We start from the raw sequence: 17,996 nt of genomic DNA on the forward strand, positions 1-17,996 counted from the left end.
TTCCGGTGCTGGTGTACCTGTGGTAATTTAGGGACAGTGGTGATTTATAATAATGAGAATAATATGGTCGATAAGAGTACACTTTCTAAGGATATAGAAGAGCAAATACAAAGCCTAGCAAGTGATGTTTACATTCAAGTTGAAGAGAAATTAACTAGCTTGATAACTGCTGCAGTGAATAAGGAAATTAGCAAAAGTACCGATCAACAGAGTGAAAATCTATCAGCACAAGAGCAATCATTACAGCAAGATTTTTCTGAAAAACTAAAGCGGCAAGAACAAGAGCTTACCCAAATTAAACAAGTGTTAGCAGAAGAACAAGCTGATGCCGAGACAACTAAACAGAATTTCCAAGTAGAGTTCACGCAAAATAGCATTAACTTTAGCGAGACCATAGAGCGTCTAGAAAAAGAAGTCTCTAACTTAAAGCAGCACAGCACTCAGCAGCATGATGAAAAGCAAAGTAGCGATGATAAGTTAGAAGAGAAACTACTCGAAGTTGAACAAGATTTAAATGATAAAACTCAAAAAATTGATGGCTTAAATGGCCGTATCATGGTGCTAACAGAGCAAGAGCAAAGTCTAACTAAAAAATTGATTCAAGCAAAAGAGCAAGCGGAGACGGCTGTAGTACAACAAGTTGCGGCACTTAATGAAGCTAAAAAGCAAATAAACGCCGTTGCGCAAAAGCAAATAGATGTCTTGACGGAAAAGCTTCAGCAGGCTCATAGTGAAATTAGCCATGTTAAAACTGAAGCACTACAGAGTAATGATAAGGTCGTAGAGGGGTTACAGCAAAAAAATGCCCTGCTGACCGAGCAAGTTCGACAAGAACAAAACGGCAAGGCCGAATTACAACAACAGTTATCAGTCCAGCAAAAATCTATTGATACCGAGCAAGATAAAAACAAGCAAGCAGAGCAAAAAACATCCGATTATCAGGCGCAAGTTATTAAGTTAGCAGAGCAAGCTGAGCAAAACAGCTCAGACCATCAGGGGCAGATAGCTAAGTTAGTAGAGCAAACTGAACAACAACGCTCAGACCATCAGGGACAAATTACTAGCCTAAATGAACAAAATGCTAGTGAGAGACAGGCCCAGCTTGATGAAATAAAGCTAATGAATGAAGCGGCTGTACAAGCAGAACAATTACAAGAAATGGCGCAACAAAAAATTATCGAATTAGATAAAGCTAATGAGCTACTTAGTAAGCAAGTTACCACCGAGCAAGATGATATAAAATTATATCAGCAGGAAGTTGTTGTACTTAATGAGCAAGTTAAGGTCGCGCAAGAGGGGCAAGAAAATATCTTAAAGCGCTTTAATAGTAATCGTGATAAACAAGAATTAGAAAATGATAAAGTGAGAGAAGCCATTAAGTTTTTGCGTGATGAAAATCATGATCTGCTTGGCGCTAATACTGAGCAAGCCACTAAATTCACCGAAGAAATTAATGCGGTAGAACATAAGTTAACCGAATATCGTTTGAAATTCGAGTATGCCCAAAAACAATTAACCAGTTAATTGTTCTGCTAAAAATATAAAATTACCGCCATCAAGCCAAGCTTATTCGCATTTTGAATAAGCTTGGGTATAATCCAGTTAATTATCGCAACTGAGTATAAGTATAAGTGGCTATTTACCTTCCCTTTGTCAAATTAAGTCAATGGCAACAAATTGCTTTTTCCGCGGCGCTACTTGAGCGTATGTTACCTAATTATAAAATGTTTAGTGAGGCCGTTGATTTTGGTGATGCTAAAATATTGCGCAATCAACTCGATATTATTTGGCAATGGCTTGCCAATCGTAATACGGTAAAAATTAATATTGATGCCCAACTACTCAAGTTGGAGGCTGAAATACCTGATCCCGAAGCATTTGATTCTTTTGGTGTCTTCCCCGCACTGGATGCTTGCATGGCGTTAACCGCGTTATGGCAATTAATGCAAAGTAAGCCGCTAAAAAAATCGATAGTGTCAGAAGTGGATCTAGATGATATTAAAAGTATTAGTCGCTTATCCCATAATAGCGTCAGTTATTATGTTGAGCTGCTTTTACTTGAAGAGGCTGCAGACGTGACAGCGACTAATGCAACCACTCCGCAGCCTATTACCGACGAGCTTGTGATCACGGATGAACAAATGAATGAACATCCATTAATGCAGTGGGAAAAAGATAGCCAAAATGAGCTGTTCGACTTTCTAAAGTTTGCGGCTGAAGATAAGCGTAGCTGTCAATTAGCTAAGCAGATGAGCCTATCTGAAGGTTTATCGAATTTGGGTATAGAAATCTCTTAGTTTAATAGTGGCTAAGTAAAGCAAAGCTTAACCTAGCGCTTAAATAAAAATAATAATGTTAATAATAGGAAGAAAAATGAAGTTACTCAGTAACACATTGTTTTCAATCACCTTGATTTTCACCTTAACCTTGTTAGTGGCTACACCGCTGCAAGCAAGTAGTATGGTAGAGAAAAACACTAAGATTGAACAAGCCATTAGCCAAGCCATGAATACCTTTCAAGTGCCAGGTGTAGCGGTCGCTATTATCAAAGATAACCAGGTGGTGATGAGCAAAGGTTTTGGTGTTATTGAACAGGGTAAATCGGCCAAGGTCACTGCTGATACTTTATTTGGTATTGCCTCAAATACTAAAGCGATGACGGTGGCGTTATTAGCCAATTTGGTGGATGAAGGAAAATTAACTTGGCAAACCAAGGTGATTGATATCATTCCTGAGTTTCAAATGCCTAATGCTTATGTGACTAGCGAATTTACTATTACTGACTTATTAGCCCATAACTCAGGTTTAGGTTTAGGTGCGGGTGATTTGATGATTTGGCCGCATACTACTCTAACAAATGATGATGTTATTAAGGGTATTAAACATCTACCTGTGATATCTAGTTTTCGTAGTGAATTTGCTTATGATAATTTATTATATATTGTTGCCGGTGAAGTGATTGCACGTGTTACTGGCCAGTCTTGGAATGAGGTTGTTCAACAGCGTATATTTAGCCCGTTAGGTATGAAAAATACCCGTGCAACTTTCTCACAAATTGACAAACAGAACAAAAATGTTGCTAGAGCGCATGTGCCACTTAACGGCAAGTTAAATGTTATTGGCGGTAACTTCATCGAAAGATTTGGTGCCGCGGCTTCAGTAGCTTCAAGCGTTAATGATATGAGCTTGTGGTTACAGGCTCAATTAAATCAAGGTGTATACGGTAGCAAAACTGATGACAAATTACCTCGTCTATTTTCAGCCAAACAAAGCCGTAAGATGTGGCAGGCGCAAACATTACTGTCGGTTTCTGAACAAGCGACCCAGCAAGATAAAACCCATTTTTCTGCCTATGGTTTAGGCTGGTTTATGAAAGACTACCATGGGGTGAAATTAATTCATCACAGTGGTGGCATCTTAGGCATGGTGTCAAAAGTGGTGTTAGTGCCAGAAGAAAATTTGGCTATGGTGATTCTGACTAATCAGCAATCGGGTTATGCTCTTAATGCTATCTACCACGAAATCTTAAATGAGTACCTTGAGTTAGAAGAAAAAGATTGGATCGCTTACTATCACGCGAAACAGCAAAAAAATATAGCCAAAGAGAAAAAGCGCTTAGCTAAAATAGCGGATTCAGTTAATAAAAACTCAGCACATTCGTTGCCACTACGTGATTACGCACAAAGCTATGTTGATAGCTGGTACGGTGAAATTGATATTAGTTTTAAAAACAATAAGCTGCATATGCAATTTGCTAATACCGCAGCGTTACAAGGCACACTAGAGCACTACCAGCATAATACTTTTATTGTCCGCTGGCATGATAGAACCCTTGAGGCTGATGCCTTTGTGAATTTCAATTTAAATGAAGAGGGTGGTATTAACTACGTCACCATGAAAGCGGTATCGTTGGCGACCGATTTTAGCTTTGATTTTCATGACTTGAGGCTAGTACCGAAAAAATAACTCACTAAGCTGAACTCTGGATAATGGCTGATTGCTCCTCAGTGCAGCTTAACGAGTTTACTAATGAAAAAGGAGTGCTAATCTGGCACTCCTTTTTTGTTTTTAGCCAATAAGCTAATCCAATTCAGCGTGGATATTAGCGGAGAAATTGTGTTTTTGCTTGTCGTTTATGAATAACATTATTGATATCTAGCTGACTGTTGTCATCAGAGACTTTAACGCTGACCCCTTCATGCTTTAATAACCAGAGTTTACGTTCAATACCTCCGGCATAACCTGTTAAAGCGCCATCAGCACCAATAACGCGATGACAAGGTACTATTAAAGTAATAGGATTTCTGCCATTAGCGCCACCAACCGCCTGGGCAGCTTTTGGCTTATTGAGCATCTTGGCTATGTCGCCATAGGATTTTACTTGCCCAAAAGGAATTTCTGTTAGACAACGCCACACCGATTGTTGAAATGATGTTCCTAGTGGCGCCAACGGCAGGGTAAATACTTGCCGCTCACCGGCAAAGTATTCTGTTAATTGCTGTTTGCACAGTGCCGTGATGTCATTAGTTTTGCCTTGCGCTGGTTCACCACCACAAACTTTATCACCACAAAAAATAGCTTGGCAAATTCCTTGCTCGGAGGCCATAAATTCAAATAAGCCTAATGGCGTGTCGAGATAGTCGGTATACATACTTGTTGTTGCCAAAAGTTGCCTCCAGTGCTGTAAGTTATTATTTCAAGTTATGACTTCAAATTATTGTTAGCAATAGCGAAATTAGGCTTGATATTGATAGAGCTGATAGACAACCTGACCGGCGGTTTTTTCTTTCAATAATTGCCAGTTTGTTGGCATAAGCTGTTTACTTTCGACTTCCATTTCGACATAAATGAGTGCTTGCTCAGCTAAACCATATTGATTTAATAGCGCTGCCGCTTGCTCTACTAGCTGTTTTCTAAAAGGAGGGTCGAGAAAAACCAAATCAAAGGGCTTGTGGCTACTTGCCGTTTGCTCCGACTTAAGAAAAGCAAGTGCATCACGGTTAATCACCATGACATTGTCAGCTTTAAGTAGCTCTTTATTGGCTTGTAGTTGTTTAGCCGCTGCTTTGTTTAATTCCACTAAGGTAACTTGAGCAGCGCCACGTGATAATGCTTCAAAACCTAAGCCACCAGAGCCAGCAAAGCAATCTAAGCAATTAGCTTGATTAATGTAAGGCATTAGCCAGTTAAAGACGGTTTCTTTTACTCTATCTGTTGTTGGCCTTAGACCATCAGCCATTAATACCGGTAACTTCCTGCCTCTATATTTTCCGGCAATAATGCGGATCTTACCGGTAGATTTCCCCTGAGTCATCCCAGCAGGAGATTTTCTATTAAGTTGTTTTTTTGCTTGTTTCATATCACTGACAATTTTGCTATTAAGTGCTAATATAGCGCCAATTTTATCCTTGTTTGGCCTTTATACCAAGTAGATTAATTAATCCCATTGGTATTATCGCAAACAAATTCATACTGTAATATATTTAGGTAGCTAAAAGTGTCGAAAAAAAAAGGTATGTTGTCTTGGTTAGGCTTTGGCAAAAAAGCCAAGCAAGCAAGCGCTGAAAAAAGCACAGCAGAAAGTTCAACAGAGCATCTTCCCGATGCTAAGCTTGCACCAGCGCCCGTAGTTGAGCCACTTGTCGAACCGATAAGCGAACCGACCAGTGAGCAAGCCGCTGAACCAGAGAAAATTGTCCCAGTAGTTAATGACGCTAGCAGTGTCGAACATGAAAGTGTCGAAGAGCAAAAAGTCGAGCATGGCATTAATGTTGCTGAACCAGTCGCTGACGTTGTCGACAGCATTATTACTCTAGCTGATGAAGTGCTACCCGAGGAAAAATTATTAGCTGAAATGACCGCTAGTGAGCAAGGTGAAGAAACAGCTGCAGCTGAGCCTGCTAATGAGCCAGTGCCAAATGAAACCGTACCAGTAGACAGCACAACCACGCTTGAGCCGAGTGACATCAAGACCCTTGTTGGCCAAGATGAAGCAAAAACTGAAGCAAAAACTGAAACAAAGGCGGCAGCTAAGCTGGGTTTCTTTGCTCGCTTAAAGCAAGGTTTAAGTAAAACTAGGCAAAATTTAGGTGGCGGCTTAATTGATTTATTTCGTGGTAAACAAATTGACGATGACTTATTTGAAGAGTTAGAAACCCATTTGTTATTGGCCGATGTTGGTATTGAAACCACCATGAAAATTATCGATTCATTAACGAAAAGTGCTAGTCGAAAGCAGCTAAAAGATGCTTCAGCCTTGTATGACTTACTGAAAATAGAATTAAAGAAAATCATTGCAGATGTTAGCCAGCCTCTAGTTATCCCAGAGAGTGATGGACCCTTTGTTATACTGATGGTTGGCGTAAATGGTGTTGGTAAAACCACCACCATAGGTAAACTGGCTAAGCAATTTCAAGCTGAGGGTAAGTCGGTAATGCTTGCTGCAGGGGATACTTTTAGAGCCGCAGCCGTTGAGCAATTGCAAGTTTGGGGGGAGCGTAATAATGTCCCTGTTATTGCGCAACATACCGGTGCTGATAGTGCTTCGGTTATTTTTGATGCCATTAGTGCCGCAAAAGCGCGTAAAGTTGATGTCCTCATTGCTGATACTGCCGGTCGTTTACAAAATAAAGCCCACTTGATGGAAGAGTTGAAAAAAATCGTGCGGGTAATGAAAAAATTAGACATTAATGCCCCACATGAAGTGATGCTTACCCTCGATGCGGGCACTGGACAAAATGCTTTAAGTCAAACTAAGTTGTTTGATGAAGCGGTCGGTTTAACGGGGTTAATTGTGACTAAGCTAGATGGTACCGCCAAAGGTGGTGTTCTTTTTGCTATTGCCGATAAACATAATATTCCTATTCGTTATTTAGGTGTGGGTGAAGGCATCGATGATTTAAGACCCTTTAATGGTGATGACTTTATCGAGGCCCTTTTTAGCAAATAAATAAGCAAAGCCTCAAACGACGGCAAAACAGATTATTGCTTGGTGATGCTAAATAAGCATTTTAACGTCGTTTGAGTATATTGTGGGGAACTGTGCTAAGTTATCCTGCTAACCAGGGCAAAATATAAAAATAATATGATTAATTTCAATAAGGTAAATAAAACCTATCCCGGTGGGTTTTTGGCATTAAAACAAGTGAGTTTTAGCTTGGCAAGCGGTGAAATGGCGTTTTTAACGGGCCATTCAGGCGCTGGTAAAAGTACTTTATTAAAATTAATCTCACTGATGGAAAAGCCTAGCTCTGGCAGTATTCAAGTAAATCATACCGAGCTAGCTGACATTAAATATAAGCAGGTTCCTTATGTGCGCCGTGGTATTGGCATGATTTTTCAAAGTCATAATTTACTTAAAGACCGCACAGTTTTTGATAATGTCGCCTTACCTTTAATTATTGAAGGTGTCAGCCATAAAGAAATTAAAAAACGGGTTGCTACTGCATTGGACAAGGTGCATTTAGCCGCCAAATTAAAATGTTACCCACATATGCTTTCGGGAGGTGAACAACAGCGTGTTGGTATTGCCCGCGCCATTGTTAACAAACCGCCTATTCTGCTTGCCGATGAGCCAACAGGTAATTTAGATCCCAAGTTATCGCTAGATATTATTCGTTTATTTGAGGAGTTTAATGCCGCAGGTGTCACTGTGTTAATTGCTACTCATGACCTAGGTTTAATTGCCCGCATGAAATATCGTACCCTGACGCTAAAAGAGGGGACCATGATTAATGATGGTATTGTTGATGGCTTGCAAGTGCAGGGGGGGAGTTGATGAGTAATATTCATAGCAGTGGTTTAAAAGCACGTTCAAGCTTATTAACACGCATTTTAACCTTACCCATACGACATGTTCAGCAAGCCATAGGTAGCTTAGGTAATTTATGGCGTACACCTTTTACTACCGTGATGACTATTTTTGTTTTAGGGGTCAGTTTGGCCTTGCCCGCAACCTTGCATCTTTTTGTTAAGAATGCACAGCAAGTAAGTGAAAAATGGGATAGCGCTGCGCAAATCACCCTATTTTTAAAACTATCAACCAGTGAAAAGAGCACACAAAACCTGATAAAACGTATCAGCCTTTATAATGAAGTCGCCGAAGTTCGATATATTTCGGCCGAACAAGCATTAAAAGAGTTTAAAATTTTATCCGGTTTTGGCCAGTCACTTGAATATTTAGAGACCAACCCATTACCAGCGACATTGCTGGTGACACCAACACAAAGAGCCAGCCAAGCGCAAGCAGCGAATGCCTTATTAGCAAAACTGAATAAAGAGCGCGAAGTCGACCAAGGTAAGCTAGATTTAGAATGGTTAACACGTTTAGATGCCATAGCACGTTTAATTGAAGATATTGTTCTTGGTGTCGCCTTATTATTATGTTTATCTGTGGTGCTTATTGTCGGTAATACCATTCGCTTAGCTATTTTAAATGAAAAAGATGCTATCGCTATTATGAAATTGGTGGGTGCAACCGATAGTTTTATTCAGCGACCCTTTTTATATTCGGGTATTTGGTACGGTATTTTTGGCGGTATACTTTCATGTATTGCCGTTACCTTACTTGCTTGGTATCTAGGTTATGCGATAAGTGATCTAACAGCGCTTTATCAAAGTAATTTTCAACTACAGGGTCTTACTGGCAGTGAAGCCTTAATGCTTATTGCTTTTGCTGTGGTACTATCTTTACTGGGTAGTTACATCTCGGTAAGCCAACATATCAAGGCAATAGAGCCCAATGCGGACTAACAACGAAAAAATAACCGTACTTTCAATTAATTGTTGGCATGGTTCTATAATTAGTTATCTGTTTGTTTCTTCGCTTGTTTAAAGTTGAAAAGTAAAGCCACTTACAAAGTGTCACATTTAATTCATCAATAATTTGAAAGATCGCCTTGTGCCCCTCTTTCTATTAGGCTAATGTTCATGTCCCCGCTATCGTAAAGAGTGTCGAACTATGTTATTATCGCGGGCGAATCAAAGAGAGAAAGGAGAGTTATTATGAGTCAAACAATGCAACTTACCCTACCAAAAAGTGGTAGCATCGAAGCCTATATGCAATCAGCGTATAATATTCCTATGCTTACGGCTGAAAAAGAGCATGATCTGGCTACTCGTCTTTATAACGACAATGATTTATCAGCGGCACAAGAGTTAATTATGTCGCACTTACGTTTTGTTATTCATGTGGCTAAAGGTTATGCAGGTTATGGTTTACCTCATGCTGATCTAGTGCAAGAAGGCAACGTCGGTTTAATGAAAGCGGTTAAACGCTTTAACCCCGAAGTAGGTGTACGTTTAGTGTCTTTTGCTGTTCATTGGATTAAAGCAGAAATTCATGAATATGTGCTTAAAAATTGGCGCATTGTCAAAGTTGCCACCACTAAAGCGCAACGTAAATTATTTTTCAATCTACGTAAAAATAAAAAACGTTTAGGCTGGTTCAGCACCGAAGAAGTAAATACGGTAGCAGAGAATCTTGGTGTAACCACTAAAGACGTTATGGAAATGGAATCTCGTATGAGTAGCCATGACCAATCGTTTGAATTATCAAAAGACGATGATGATAATATTGGTGCTGGTAGTTTTTCACCTGCGCAATACTTGGAAGATAAACAATCAGATTTAGCCGTTGAAGTTGAAAATGATAATTGGGAACGTCATGCCAATCAGCGTTTATCAACCGCACTGGTGACACTGGATGACCGTAGCCAAGATATTATTAAGACACGTTGGTTAACAGAAGATAAAACCACCTTGCAAGAGCTAGCTAATAAATATCAGATATCAGCAGAGCGGGTAAGGCAGTTAGAAAAAAATGCTTTATCTAAATTAAAAAATACCATGGTATTTGATTAAGCCTTATATAAGCTTAAAAAAACCTATGTAAATAAGCCGACTTGATGTCGGTTTTTTTATGGCTAAATTTTACGGCATTGTCATATTATCAAATTATGCCCACCTTACTCGCTAGTCATTATCCCATTAGAGCGATATTTATCTTGCAAGCAGCTAAAAAATAGCCAATCTAATCACATTTAATCACATCCTACTCGTCAGAAATCACCACTTCATTACAGTCTTAACTAAATTACCACACTTGAAAACGAACTTTTTCAAATAGATCGCGCAGTATTGATGGCAATTGATTAATACCCGCTCCCATTGAAATCCTGCACTTTGAATAGGAACGGGTATATATCAGTTCCCAATAATTTACGATAAAAAGGTAGAAGTAATGAGCCTAAGAACAGCCAGAAAGAATATTGTCAGCCGTGGAGTAATGTTTGCCCTTGCCGCCACGTCTGTCACTTCAGTACAAGCAATTGCCGAAGAAGGCGCAGAAGAAATTGAACGTATTGCCGTAACCGGTTCTCGTATTAGCAGAACAGATATCGAAACCGCAAGTCCAGTCACAGTGATTTCTTCAGATTTTATTGCTAAAAGTGGTTTTACCTCAGTACAAGAAATATTAGCGATGCAACCTGCAGCTGCGGGTATGAGCTTAGGTGCCACCTCGAATAATGGCTCTGGCGGCTCTGCCACAGTTAACTTACGTGGTATGGGCAGTCAACGTACGTTAGTGTTATTAAATGGTCGTCGTATGGTGGCTTCAGGTACGGGAGCTGATTCTTCCGTAGATTTAAATACTATTCCGGTATCAATGATCCAATCCATTGAAATCTTAAAAGATGGTGCTTCTGCGATATATGGCTCAGATGCTATCGCTGGTGTAATAAACATCATCACTAAAAAAGACTTTGAAGGTACAGAAATTACCGCTGATGGCAGCATTACCGACAAAGGTGATGGTGAAAGTGGTGGTTTTAGCATTTTACACGGCAGTGAATTTGCCGGTGGTAACTTAGTACTTGGTGTACAGTACTCAAAGCGTGGTGAAGTGATTCAGTCGGATCGTGATTTTGTGCCGGCAGGGGAGTCATCATTCATTCCAGGTGGTAGTTTAGGTGGCATGATGCCAGATGGTAATGGTGACTTTAAACCACGTGACGAAAGTTATGATTACACCACTTCTAGCTATGCACAAACACCGAATGAGTTATTAAGTTTATTTACTAGCTTTAACAGTGAAATTGCTGACGATACCGAGCTTAGTATTGATCTTATGTATACCCGTCGTGAGTCAAATCAGCAAATGGCACCACAACCAGCAAATATCGATTTAATCACAAGTAAGATAGACCCGACATACATAAAGGGTATTCAAGATGTTTATGATGAGCTAAATTCAGACATTGCTGATTCTGACGATCATTATGTCATTGGTGATACCATTAACTATAGGCGTCGTATGACAGATGCTGGTCCACGTATTTATGGTCAAGAAACTGATACTTACCGTGCTTCTGTTGCTCTAACTGGTTATTTGAGTAATGATGCACAGTGGGATATGTCAGCGACCTATGGCCGTAATGATTCAAAAGACAGTGTTGCTAACTCTATCCATGCCGGTAATATGGAAAAAAGTATCTACGCCAATCCAGATGATTGGTTCAGTGGCAAGCCCATGGATAATGACTTCTTAGCAAGTGAAAAAATTATGTACACCGAAGAAAATCAAGGTGGTAACGAGCAATTTATTTTAGCCGCTGGTTATAGTGGCATTAGTGAATCGGATATTGGTTATGCTGTTGGTGTTGAAAGCCGTTTTGAAAGTGGTTACTACACCCCTGATTTAATTACTCAAGCTGGTGACAGTACTGCGGCACAACAAGCCCCAACTGAAGGTAACTATTCAGTACAATCTATTTATGGTGAGATTTCAGTACCAGTAACTGATTCCTTTACGGTAGAAGCCGCGACTCGTTACGATAACTACTCAACTTTTGGTGGCGCAGCCACGTGGAAGTTAGGTGCTACTTATACCATTATCGACGGTTTAATGTTTAGAGCAGTAGCGGCAACAGGCTTTAGAGCGCCAAATGTCAGTGAATTATACGGCGGCAACACCGGTTCATTCGATTATCTAGATGACCCTTGGGGTAACGAACTAGACCAACAAATCAAAGTTAATTATACAAGTGATGCCGATTTACAACCAGAAGAGAGTGAGTCCTTTACTGCCGGTGTAGTGTGGGAAATCGCTGACGGTTTATCTACTACCATGGATTACTGGTCGTTTGATATTACCAATGCTATTAGCCGGGTAAATGTGCAAGCTGAAATGAATAAGTGTAAAAAAGGTGACGCTGTTGCTTGTGCGACTATTAATATTAACATTATCTCAGAGGGTGATTTGTCGAACATGACGGCAATGCTAACCAATATTGGTCATCAAAAAACCTCAGGTATAGATTGGAATGTTAGCTACACTGCCGGCATATTTAGAGTAACCCTTGATACTACCTACTTACTTGAGTTTGTCGAAGATGATATCAGCTATGAAGGCACTATTGATGGCAATATGGGTGGTTACTCGCAGTTAAAGTCTAACCTAAGTATTAGTGCTGATATCAGTGAAGATTGGAACCTGCTTTATACCGCTAATTATATCCAAGGCATGGACGGTGTTAACTACGGAGACGAATTCACCACGGATGATGTGGTCTACCATAATATTTCAACGGCTTACCATGTTAATGATGCTTGGCAGGTAACTGGTGGTATCAAGAACTTATTTGATACTGAGCCAGAAGAAGTACCAAATGGTAATGACATGAATACAGTACCCAACATTTATGATGTGGTCGGTCGTATTTTCTTTGTTAATACTTCCTATAAATTCTAGCAGCTATTAATTGCTGATATTCATTATGGTGAATATCAGTCACTCAAACTCAAGGCGACGGTAAAGTCGCCTTTTTTGATCCATTTATTCGACGGCATGACTGCTATTTTGACTGGTTATTTGAGCGATTATTATCGAAACTGACTTACCGACAAAATAAATGTTGTTTTAGCTTATCATTTAGCCATTCATTTACCGCTTTTACTCGTTTCCCAGTATTATTTAGGTATATAATGTTGATACAAAAAGCATGAACTAGGCTATTGCTTAGTCATGTGAACATCAATAGCAGGAGTAATTTATTATGGGTGGCATCGGAATTTGGCAACTAGTTATTATTGCCGTGATTGTCGTGTTATTATTTGGCACTAAAAAGCTGCGTAATTTAGGTGGTGATTTGGGCTCAGCGATTAAAGGTTTCAAAAGTGCTATCGGTGAAGACAAAGAGCAAAATACTAAGGTCGAAAAGACCAGCGCCGAAAAAACATCAGATAGTTTAGCCGATAACTCTAGCAGCGCAACAGCAGAAAGTAGTAAAGCTAGCAGCAAAACTAAAGAAACTGATCAGGCTTAATTTATGTTTGATGTTGGCTTTTGGGAATTAATTCTTATTGCAATTATGGGCTTGGTAATTTTAGGTCCTGAGCGCTTACCGGTAGCAATACGTACACTGCGTGGCTGGATAACAGGGGCACGTAAATTTAGCGATACAGTGAAAGCTGAGCTAACCGAAGAGTTACGTATACATGAGTTGCATGCCAACTTAAAAAAAGCAGAAGAAAGCGGTTTGAAAAACTTAAGTCCGGAAGTCGCCGAGTCATTAAAAACATTACAAGAGGCGGCAGCCTCGGTCACTGAACCCTTTAAAAAAGTGGATAATCAAGCTTTAGATGCCATGACTTCCTCTTCATTGGCATCCTCAGCTAATACTAAAGCTGAGCAAGACGATAGTGCCGATAATGCAACGGTAGCCGAAACAAGTTCTGCAGCACAATCAGCTGAACAATCAGCTGAACAATCAGCTGAACAATCAACAAAAGTAGCTAACCCAGAAAGTGATAAACGCCAATCATGAGCACAGCCCCAGCACCTAGTGCCAGCCTATTTGATCACCTGTTAGAATTACGTAATCGTTTATTACGCGCTATTTTAGCGGTGTTAATTGTCTTTTGTTGCTTGGTATACTTTGCCCAAGATATTTACCAATATGTGGCACAGCCATTGTTAGCAACTATGCCAGAGGGCTCACAAATGATAGCAACCGATGTTGCTTCGCCATTTTTTGCCCCCTTTAAATTAACCTTAGTATTATCACTCTTTATTGCTATGCCCTTTGTCTTATATCAAATTTGGTCATTTGTGGCACCGGGTTTATACAGCAATGAAAAACGTTTGATTGTGCCGTTAATGTTTGGCTCAACCCTACTGTTTTATAGCGGTATTGCTTTTGCTTACTTTATCGTTTTTCCGGTAGTGTTTACTTTTTTTGCTTCTGTAGTACCAGAAGGGGTGATGATTGCCACAGATATCAGTAGTTATCTGGACTTCATTTTAAAGCTCTTTTTTGCTTTTGGCGCGGCATTTGAGATCCCCATTGTTATTATTTTGCTGTGTTGGACGGGTATGACGACACCTGATAGTTTAAGAGAAAAACGAGCCTATGTCGTTGTTGGTGCTTTTATTGTTGGTATGTTATTAACACCGCCTGATATTATTTCACAGACTATGTTGGCTGTGCCTATGCTGCTATTGTTTGAAGTGGGTATTATTATTGCTTCGTTTTATCATAAAGAAGACGAAGATAATTCAATTGATGGAAAAGAGAGTAAAGAATGACAGCGATGAATTTATTAACCTGTACCGCACTTATCAGCGGCTTAGTATTTCCCCTATTAGCGCAAGGTCAGACGACTAATCTCGCTGCTGACATTAAGGTTTGTCGACAAATAAGCCAGGATCAAGCAAGATTAACTTGTTTTGATGCACTTAGTCAGCAAAAACTATCAGTAAGCAAGCTAGCAAGTACCTCGGTAACCGCTGGACAAGTGGCTTTAACGGCAGAGCAAATTGATGCTTTTGCTAAAGAGCAGGTAAAAAAAACCACGGAAGAATTAGCTAATGAAATAAATAGCATTAGCCTAACCATTAGTAAATTAACGAAAACACCACGAGGAAAATGGAATATATTTTTTGAAAATGGTCAAAAATGGCAGCAAAAAGATACTATTAAGTTTAAGTTAAAAGTCGGCCAACAGGTGATTTTAACCAAAGGTGCACTTAGTGCGGTATTTTTACAAAAAGAAAATACCAATACTCGTATTAAAGTAAAAAGATTAAAATAGAGCGAGACTATTTTGAATATCGACTTATTAAAAAGTAATAATTCAAAAGCTAAGACCTCAGCAGCTAAGGCCTCATCAAGCAATGCCTTAATAGATGTAGGTGTTAATTTAACCAATAAACGCTTTGATAAAGATCGTGAAGAGGTGATTGCTCGCGCACAATCGGCAGCGCTCAGTGGCTTGCTGATCACGGGTACCAGTGTTGCCGAAAGCAAAAAAGCCTTAGCACTGTGCCAGCAATACCAAACAGATTTCCCTAACTTTTTATACAGCACAGCCGGTGTTCACCCGCACGATGCTGACCATGTTGCCGTTGACTATATAGCGCAGCTCAAACAATTAGCCATGCACACACAGGTCAAAGCTATTGGGGAATGTGGTCTGGATTTTAATCGCAATTTTTCAACACCCGCCCAGCAAAAAATAGTTTTTAGCGAGCAGGTTGCTTTAGCGGCTGAATTACAAATGCCGTTATTTTTACATCAAAGAGATGCTTTTGCACCCTGGTTTAATATTCTATCGCCATACTTAGGTAAAGTACCTGCCATGGTCGCTCACTGTTTTACCGGTTCGAAAAATGAATTAATGCAATGTATTAACGCTGATATGTATATTGGCATTACCGGTTGGCTATGTGATGAGCGCCGCGGTCAAACCCTTCGTGACATTGTCAGTTTGATCCCGTTAAATCGTTTGTTAATTGAAACGGATGCGCCCTATTTAACGCCTAGAACGATCCGACCAAAACCGAAAAGTAGCCGCAACGAACCCAGTTATTTACCTTACATACTGAAAGAAATTACTAGCATTACCGGGCTTGACCAAGAACAGATAGCTTGGCAAACTAGTCGTAATGCCGAAAAGGTGTTTAATTTTCCTACAAAAAGGAATTAATTCAAAATGAAGCCAGTCGTTATCGCTAAAATTACAGGTTATGCAGCTTTATTGATCTTGTATACTCCTGTGGCTATGGCGGTTACCGCAGAGAGTAGCGAACCGCTATATTTTACTATGGGGTTTTTTTTTGGCAGCGTCATAACCGCCATCATTACTTGTTATTTAAGTCGGCATTTTCACAAAAAATATCAACAAATGTTATTGCAGCTTAAGTTAGCAAAAAATAATAACAAAATAGCCGAGCAAACCATGAAAATCTTGACTGAAGAGCAACAAGACAGTCAAGATTTATTAGAAGAAAGGGTACAAGAGCGTACGCTAGAGCTTAATATAGCCTTACAAGAATTAGAAAGTGCTAACCAAGAGCTTGAACGAAAAAATGTCCTAGATGAACTTACCGGCTTACATAACCGACGATTTTACGATCAAAAAATATTAGCCGAGTATCGCCGTAGTCGCCGTAATCTTACCCCCTTAAGTTTAGTGTTAATTGATATTGATCACTTTAAATTAGTGAATGATAATTATGGTCATTTAGCCGGAGATCAGTGTCTTATTTGGCTATCGAAACATATTAAGCAAAGCTTGAAGCGTAGCGCTGATAAAGCATTTCGTTATGGTGGTGAGGAATTTTGTCTCATTCTCCCTAATACCGATGTAGAAGGTGCACTACTCTTGGCTGAACAATTACGCTTGTTGTTAAATGAACAAGTTTTCATTTTCCAAGAAATCGAGATAGCGCTAACGATTAGTTGTGGTATTTGTACTTACCAGCAAGAAGTGGATATTGGCCCCGAACAAATTTTCTCTGGCGCTGATAAAGCGCTATACCAAGCAAAGAATAATGGTCGCAATCAAACGCAACAATATATTTTAACAGAATAATTTTTAGGAATTTTTATGTCTCTCAATGGTAGTTTGGCTTTTGGCCAATATCCTGCTCGTCGACTGCGCCGTATGCGTGTCGATGATCATACCCGTCGTTTAATGGCAGAATCTCAGTTAACGGTTAATGATCTTATTTACCCGGTTTTTGTACTTGAAGGGGAGAATCAGCGAGAGGCTATTGCTTCCATGCCGGGGGTCGAGCGTAAAAGTCTTGATCTCTTATTAGTAGAAGCACAAGAGTTGGTTGATTTAGGTATACCGGCCATTGCAATTTTCCCGGTAACGCCCAATGATAAAAAATCACTCATGGCTGAAGAAGCATATAACCCTGAAGGCTTGGCGCAACGTACAGTGCGTGCCCTTAAAGCTAATTTTCCACAACTCGCCGTTATCACTGATGTTGCGCTTGACCCTTTTACCACTCATGGACAGGACGGTATTATAAGTGATAGTGATGACAATAAAGCCGGTAAAACTGGCTATGTTTTAAATGATATCACCACAGATATTTTAACAAAACAGGCGCTATCACATGCCCAAGCCGGGGCAGATATTGTCGCACCATCTGATATGATGGATGGCCGTGTTGGCGCGATCAGGCAAGTATTAGAAGAAAATGGTTTTGTTAATACCAAAATTTTAGCTTATTCAGCAAAGTATGCCTCTAATTACTATGGCCCATTTCGTGATGCGGTCGGCTCAGCAGGCAACATTAAAGGTGGCAATAAACATAGTTATCAAATGGATCCTGCTAATAGTAATGAGGCTATGCATGAAGTTGCCCAAGACTTGGCCGAGGGTGCTGATATGGTAATGATAAAACCGGGTATGCCTTATTTAGACATAGTCCGTCGCGTTAAAGACACCTTTCAGGTACCTACTTATGCCTATCAAGTCAGTGGTGAATATGCCATGCATATGGCCGCTATTCAAAATGGCTGGTTAGAGGAGAAACCTTGTGTGATGGAAGGTTTGCTCGCTTTTAAACGAGCGGGAGCCGATGGGATTTTAACCTATTTTGCCAAGAAAGCTGCCCGCTGGTTAAAAGAAGACGCTTAAGCTTTACATTAAAACTTAACTTAAAATTTAATATAAAACTTAACTTAAAACTTAATATA

17 protein-coding genes are annotated in these 17,996 nt (G+C 39.8%); 15 read left to right on the plus strand and 2 right to left on the minus strand.

Going from position 1 to position 17,996, the window contains the following annotated elements; all coding sequences use genetic code 11:
• Positions 1–39: 39 nt before the first annotated feature.
• From MTCD1_RS03090 to MTCD1_RS03100, 3 genes are all read left to right on the plus strand, one after another.
• Entirely contained in the window at positions 40–1,524 is a 1,485-nt protein-coding gene (locus MTCD1_RS03090) for a hypothetical protein (RefSeq protein ID WP_057179259.1), read from the plus strand.
• A 107-nt stretch (positions 1,525–1,631) separates the two neighbouring features.
• A complete protein-coding gene (locus MTCD1_RS03095; RefSeq protein WP_057179260.1) occupies positions 1,632–2,297 on the plus strand; it encodes a YjaG family protein in 666 nt (221 codons plus the stop codon).
• A 76-nt stretch (positions 2,298–2,373) separates the two neighbouring features.
• Positions 2,374–3,966, plus strand: coding sequence for a serine hydrolase (locus tag MTCD1_RS03100; protein ID WP_057179261.1), 1,593 nt, complete (start codon positions 2,374–2,376; stop codon positions 3,964–3,966).
• A 136-nt stretch (positions 3,967–4,102) separates the two neighbouring features.
• On the opposite strand, the gene MTCD1_RS03105 is transcribed toward MTCD1_RS03100, so the two are convergent.
• A complete protein-coding gene (locus MTCD1_RS03105; RefSeq protein ID WP_057179262.1) occupies positions 4,103–4,651 on the minus strand; it encodes a methylated-DNA--[protein]-cysteine S-methyltransferase in 549 nt (182 codons plus the stop codon).
• A gap of 84 nt (positions 4,652–4,735) precedes the next feature.
• The gene (gene rsmD / locus MTCD1_RS03110; protein WP_082606372.1) at positions 4,736–5,359 is read right to left on the minus strand and encodes a 16S rRNA (guanine(966)-N(2))-methyltransferase RsmD; all 624 of its coding nucleotides are present in this window, start codon (positions 5,357–5,359) and stop codon (positions 4,736–4,738) included.
• 156 nt (positions 5,360–5,515) lie between these two features.
• Between rsmD and ftsY the strand changes: the two genes are divergently transcribed.
• The 12 genes from ftsY to hemB all read left to right on the plus strand — a co-directional run bounded on the left by ftsY (position 5,516) and on the right by hemB (position 17,937).
• A complete protein-coding gene (ftsY, locus tag MTCD1_RS03115) occupies positions 5,516–6,949 on the plus strand; it encodes a signal recognition particle-docking protein FtsY (protein ID WP_057179355.1) in 1,434 nt (477 codons plus the stop codon).
• Positions 6,950–7,084: 135 nt separating this feature from the next.
• A complete protein-coding gene (ftsE, locus tag MTCD1_RS03120) occupies positions 7,085–7,777 on the plus strand; it encodes a cell division ATP-binding protein FtsE (RefSeq protein WP_057179263.1) in 693 nt (230 codons plus the stop codon).
• A complete protein-coding gene (ftsX, locus tag MTCD1_RS03125) occupies positions 7,777–8,751 on the plus strand; it encodes a permease-like cell division protein FtsX (protein ID WP_057179264.1) in 975 nt (324 codons plus the stop codon). Before ftsE ends, ftsX begins: the two co-directional genes overlap by 1 nt.
• Before the next feature lie 252 nt (positions 8,752–9,003).
• Positions 9,004–9,861, plus strand: a complete 858-nt coding sequence (gene rpoH, locus MTCD1_RS03130) for an RNA polymerase sigma factor RpoH (protein ID WP_057179265.1) — start codon at positions 9,004–9,006, stop codon at positions 9,859–9,861.
• Between the two features lie 379 nt (positions 9,862–10,240).
• Positions 10,241–12,751: a TonB-dependent receptor gene (locus MTCD1_RS03135; protein ID WP_057179266.1), complete on the plus strand. Its 2,511-nt coding sequence runs from the start codon at positions 10,241–10,243 to the stop codon at positions 12,749–12,751.
• 304 nt (positions 12,752–13,055) lie between these two features.
• On the plus strand, positions 13,056–13,325 hold the full coding sequence (tatA, locus tag MTCD1_RS03140) for a twin-arginine translocase TatA/TatE family subunit (RefSeq protein WP_057179267.1): 270 nt from the start codon (positions 13,056–13,058) through the stop codon (positions 13,323–13,325).
• Positions 13,326–13,328: 3 nt separating this feature from the next.
• Entirely contained in the window at positions 13,329–13,826 is a 498-nt protein-coding gene (gene tatB, locus MTCD1_RS03145; RefSeq protein WP_057179268.1) for a Sec-independent protein translocase protein TatB, read from the plus strand.
• Positions 13,823–14,587 carry a twin-arginine translocase subunit TatC gene (gene tatC / locus MTCD1_RS03150; RefSeq protein WP_057179269.1) on the plus strand — a complete coding sequence of 255 codons (765 nt, stop codon included), beginning with the start codon at positions 13,823–13,825 and terminating at the stop codon, positions 14,585–14,587. Before tatB ends, tatC begins: the two co-directional genes overlap by 4 nt.
• On the plus strand, positions 14,584–15,093 hold the full coding sequence (locus MTCD1_RS03155; protein WP_057179270.1) for a hypothetical protein: 510 nt from the start codon (positions 14,584–14,586) through the stop codon (positions 15,091–15,093). The genes tatC and MTCD1_RS03155 overlap by 4 nt, the downstream gene beginning before the upstream one ends.
• Before the next feature lie 90 nt (positions 15,094–15,183).
• The gene (locus tag MTCD1_RS03160) at positions 15,184–15,987 is read left to right on the plus strand and encodes a TatD family hydrolase (protein WP_057179356.1); all 804 of its coding nucleotides are present in this window, start codon (positions 15,184–15,186) and stop codon (positions 15,985–15,987) included.
• A gap of 6 nt (positions 15,988–15,993) precedes the next feature.
• A complete protein-coding gene (locus MTCD1_RS03165; protein WP_231732934.1) occupies positions 15,994–16,875 on the plus strand; it encodes a GGDEF domain-containing protein in 882 nt (293 codons plus the stop codon).
• 15 nt (positions 16,876–16,890) lie between these two features.
• Positions 16,891–17,937: a porphobilinogen synthase gene (hemB, locus tag MTCD1_RS03170; RefSeq protein WP_057179271.1), complete on the plus strand. Its 1,047-nt coding sequence runs from the start codon at positions 16,891–16,893 to the stop codon at positions 17,935–17,937.
• Positions 17,938–17,996: the final 59 nt, after the last annotated feature.

The organism is Colwellia marinimaniae, from assembly GCF_002207865.1.
GTDB classification, from domain to species: domain Bacteria; phylum Pseudomonadota; class Gammaproteobacteria; order Enterobacterales; family Alteromonadaceae; genus Colwellia; species Colwellia marinimaniae.

Bases quoted from the DNA above. Each gene is read 5' to 3' on its own strand.
- MTCD1_RS03100 (WP_057179261.1), top strand. From the start codon at position 2,374: ATGAAGTTACTCAGTAACACATTGTTTTCAATCACCTTGATTTTCACC.
- MTCD1_RS03105 (WP_057179262.1), bottom strand. From the start codon at position 4,651: ATGTATACCGACTATCTCGACACGCCATTAGGCTTATTTGAATTTATG.
- rsmD (WP_082606372.1), bottom strand. From the start codon at position 5,359: ATGAAACAAGCAAAAAAACAACTTAATAGAAAATCTCCTGCTGGGATG.
- ftsY (WP_057179355.1), top strand. From the start codon at position 5,516: ATGTTGTCTTGGTTAGGCTTTGGCAAAAAAGCCAAGCAAGCAAGCGCT.
- ftsE (WP_057179263.1), top strand. From the start codon at position 7,085: ATGATTAATTTCAATAAGGTAAATAAAACCTATCCCGGTGGGTTTTTG.
- ftsX (WP_057179264.1), top strand. From the start codon at position 7,777: ATGAGTAATATTCATAGCAGTGGTTTAAAAGCACGTTCAAGCTTATTA.
- rpoH (WP_057179265.1), top strand. From the start codon at position 9,004: ATGAGTCAAACAATGCAACTTACCCTACCAAAAAGTGGTAGCATCGAA.
- MTCD1_RS03135 (WP_057179266.1), top strand. From the start codon at position 10,241: ATGAGCCTAAGAACAGCCAGAAAGAATATTGTCAGCCGTGGAGTAATG.
- tatA (WP_057179267.1), top strand. From the start codon at position 13,056: ATGGGTGGCATCGGAATTTGGCAACTAGTTATTATTGCCGTGATTGTC.
- tatB (WP_057179268.1), top strand. From the start codon at position 13,329: ATGTTTGATGTTGGCTTTTGGGAATTAATTCTTATTGCAATTATGGGC.
- tatC (WP_057179269.1), top strand. From the start codon at position 13,823: ATGAGCACAGCCCCAGCACCTAGTGCCAGCCTATTTGATCACCTGTTA.
- MTCD1_RS03155 (WP_057179270.1), top strand. From the start codon at position 14,584: ATGACAGCGATGAATTTATTAACCTGTACCGCACTTATCAGCGGCTTA.
- MTCD1_RS03165 (WP_231732934.1), top strand. From the start codon at position 15,994: ATGAAGCCAGTCGTTATCGCTAAAATTACAGGTTATGCAGCTTTATTG.
- hemB (WP_057179271.1), top strand. From the start codon at position 16,891: ATGTCTCTCAATGGTAGTTTGGCTTTTGGCCAATATCCTGCTCGTCGA.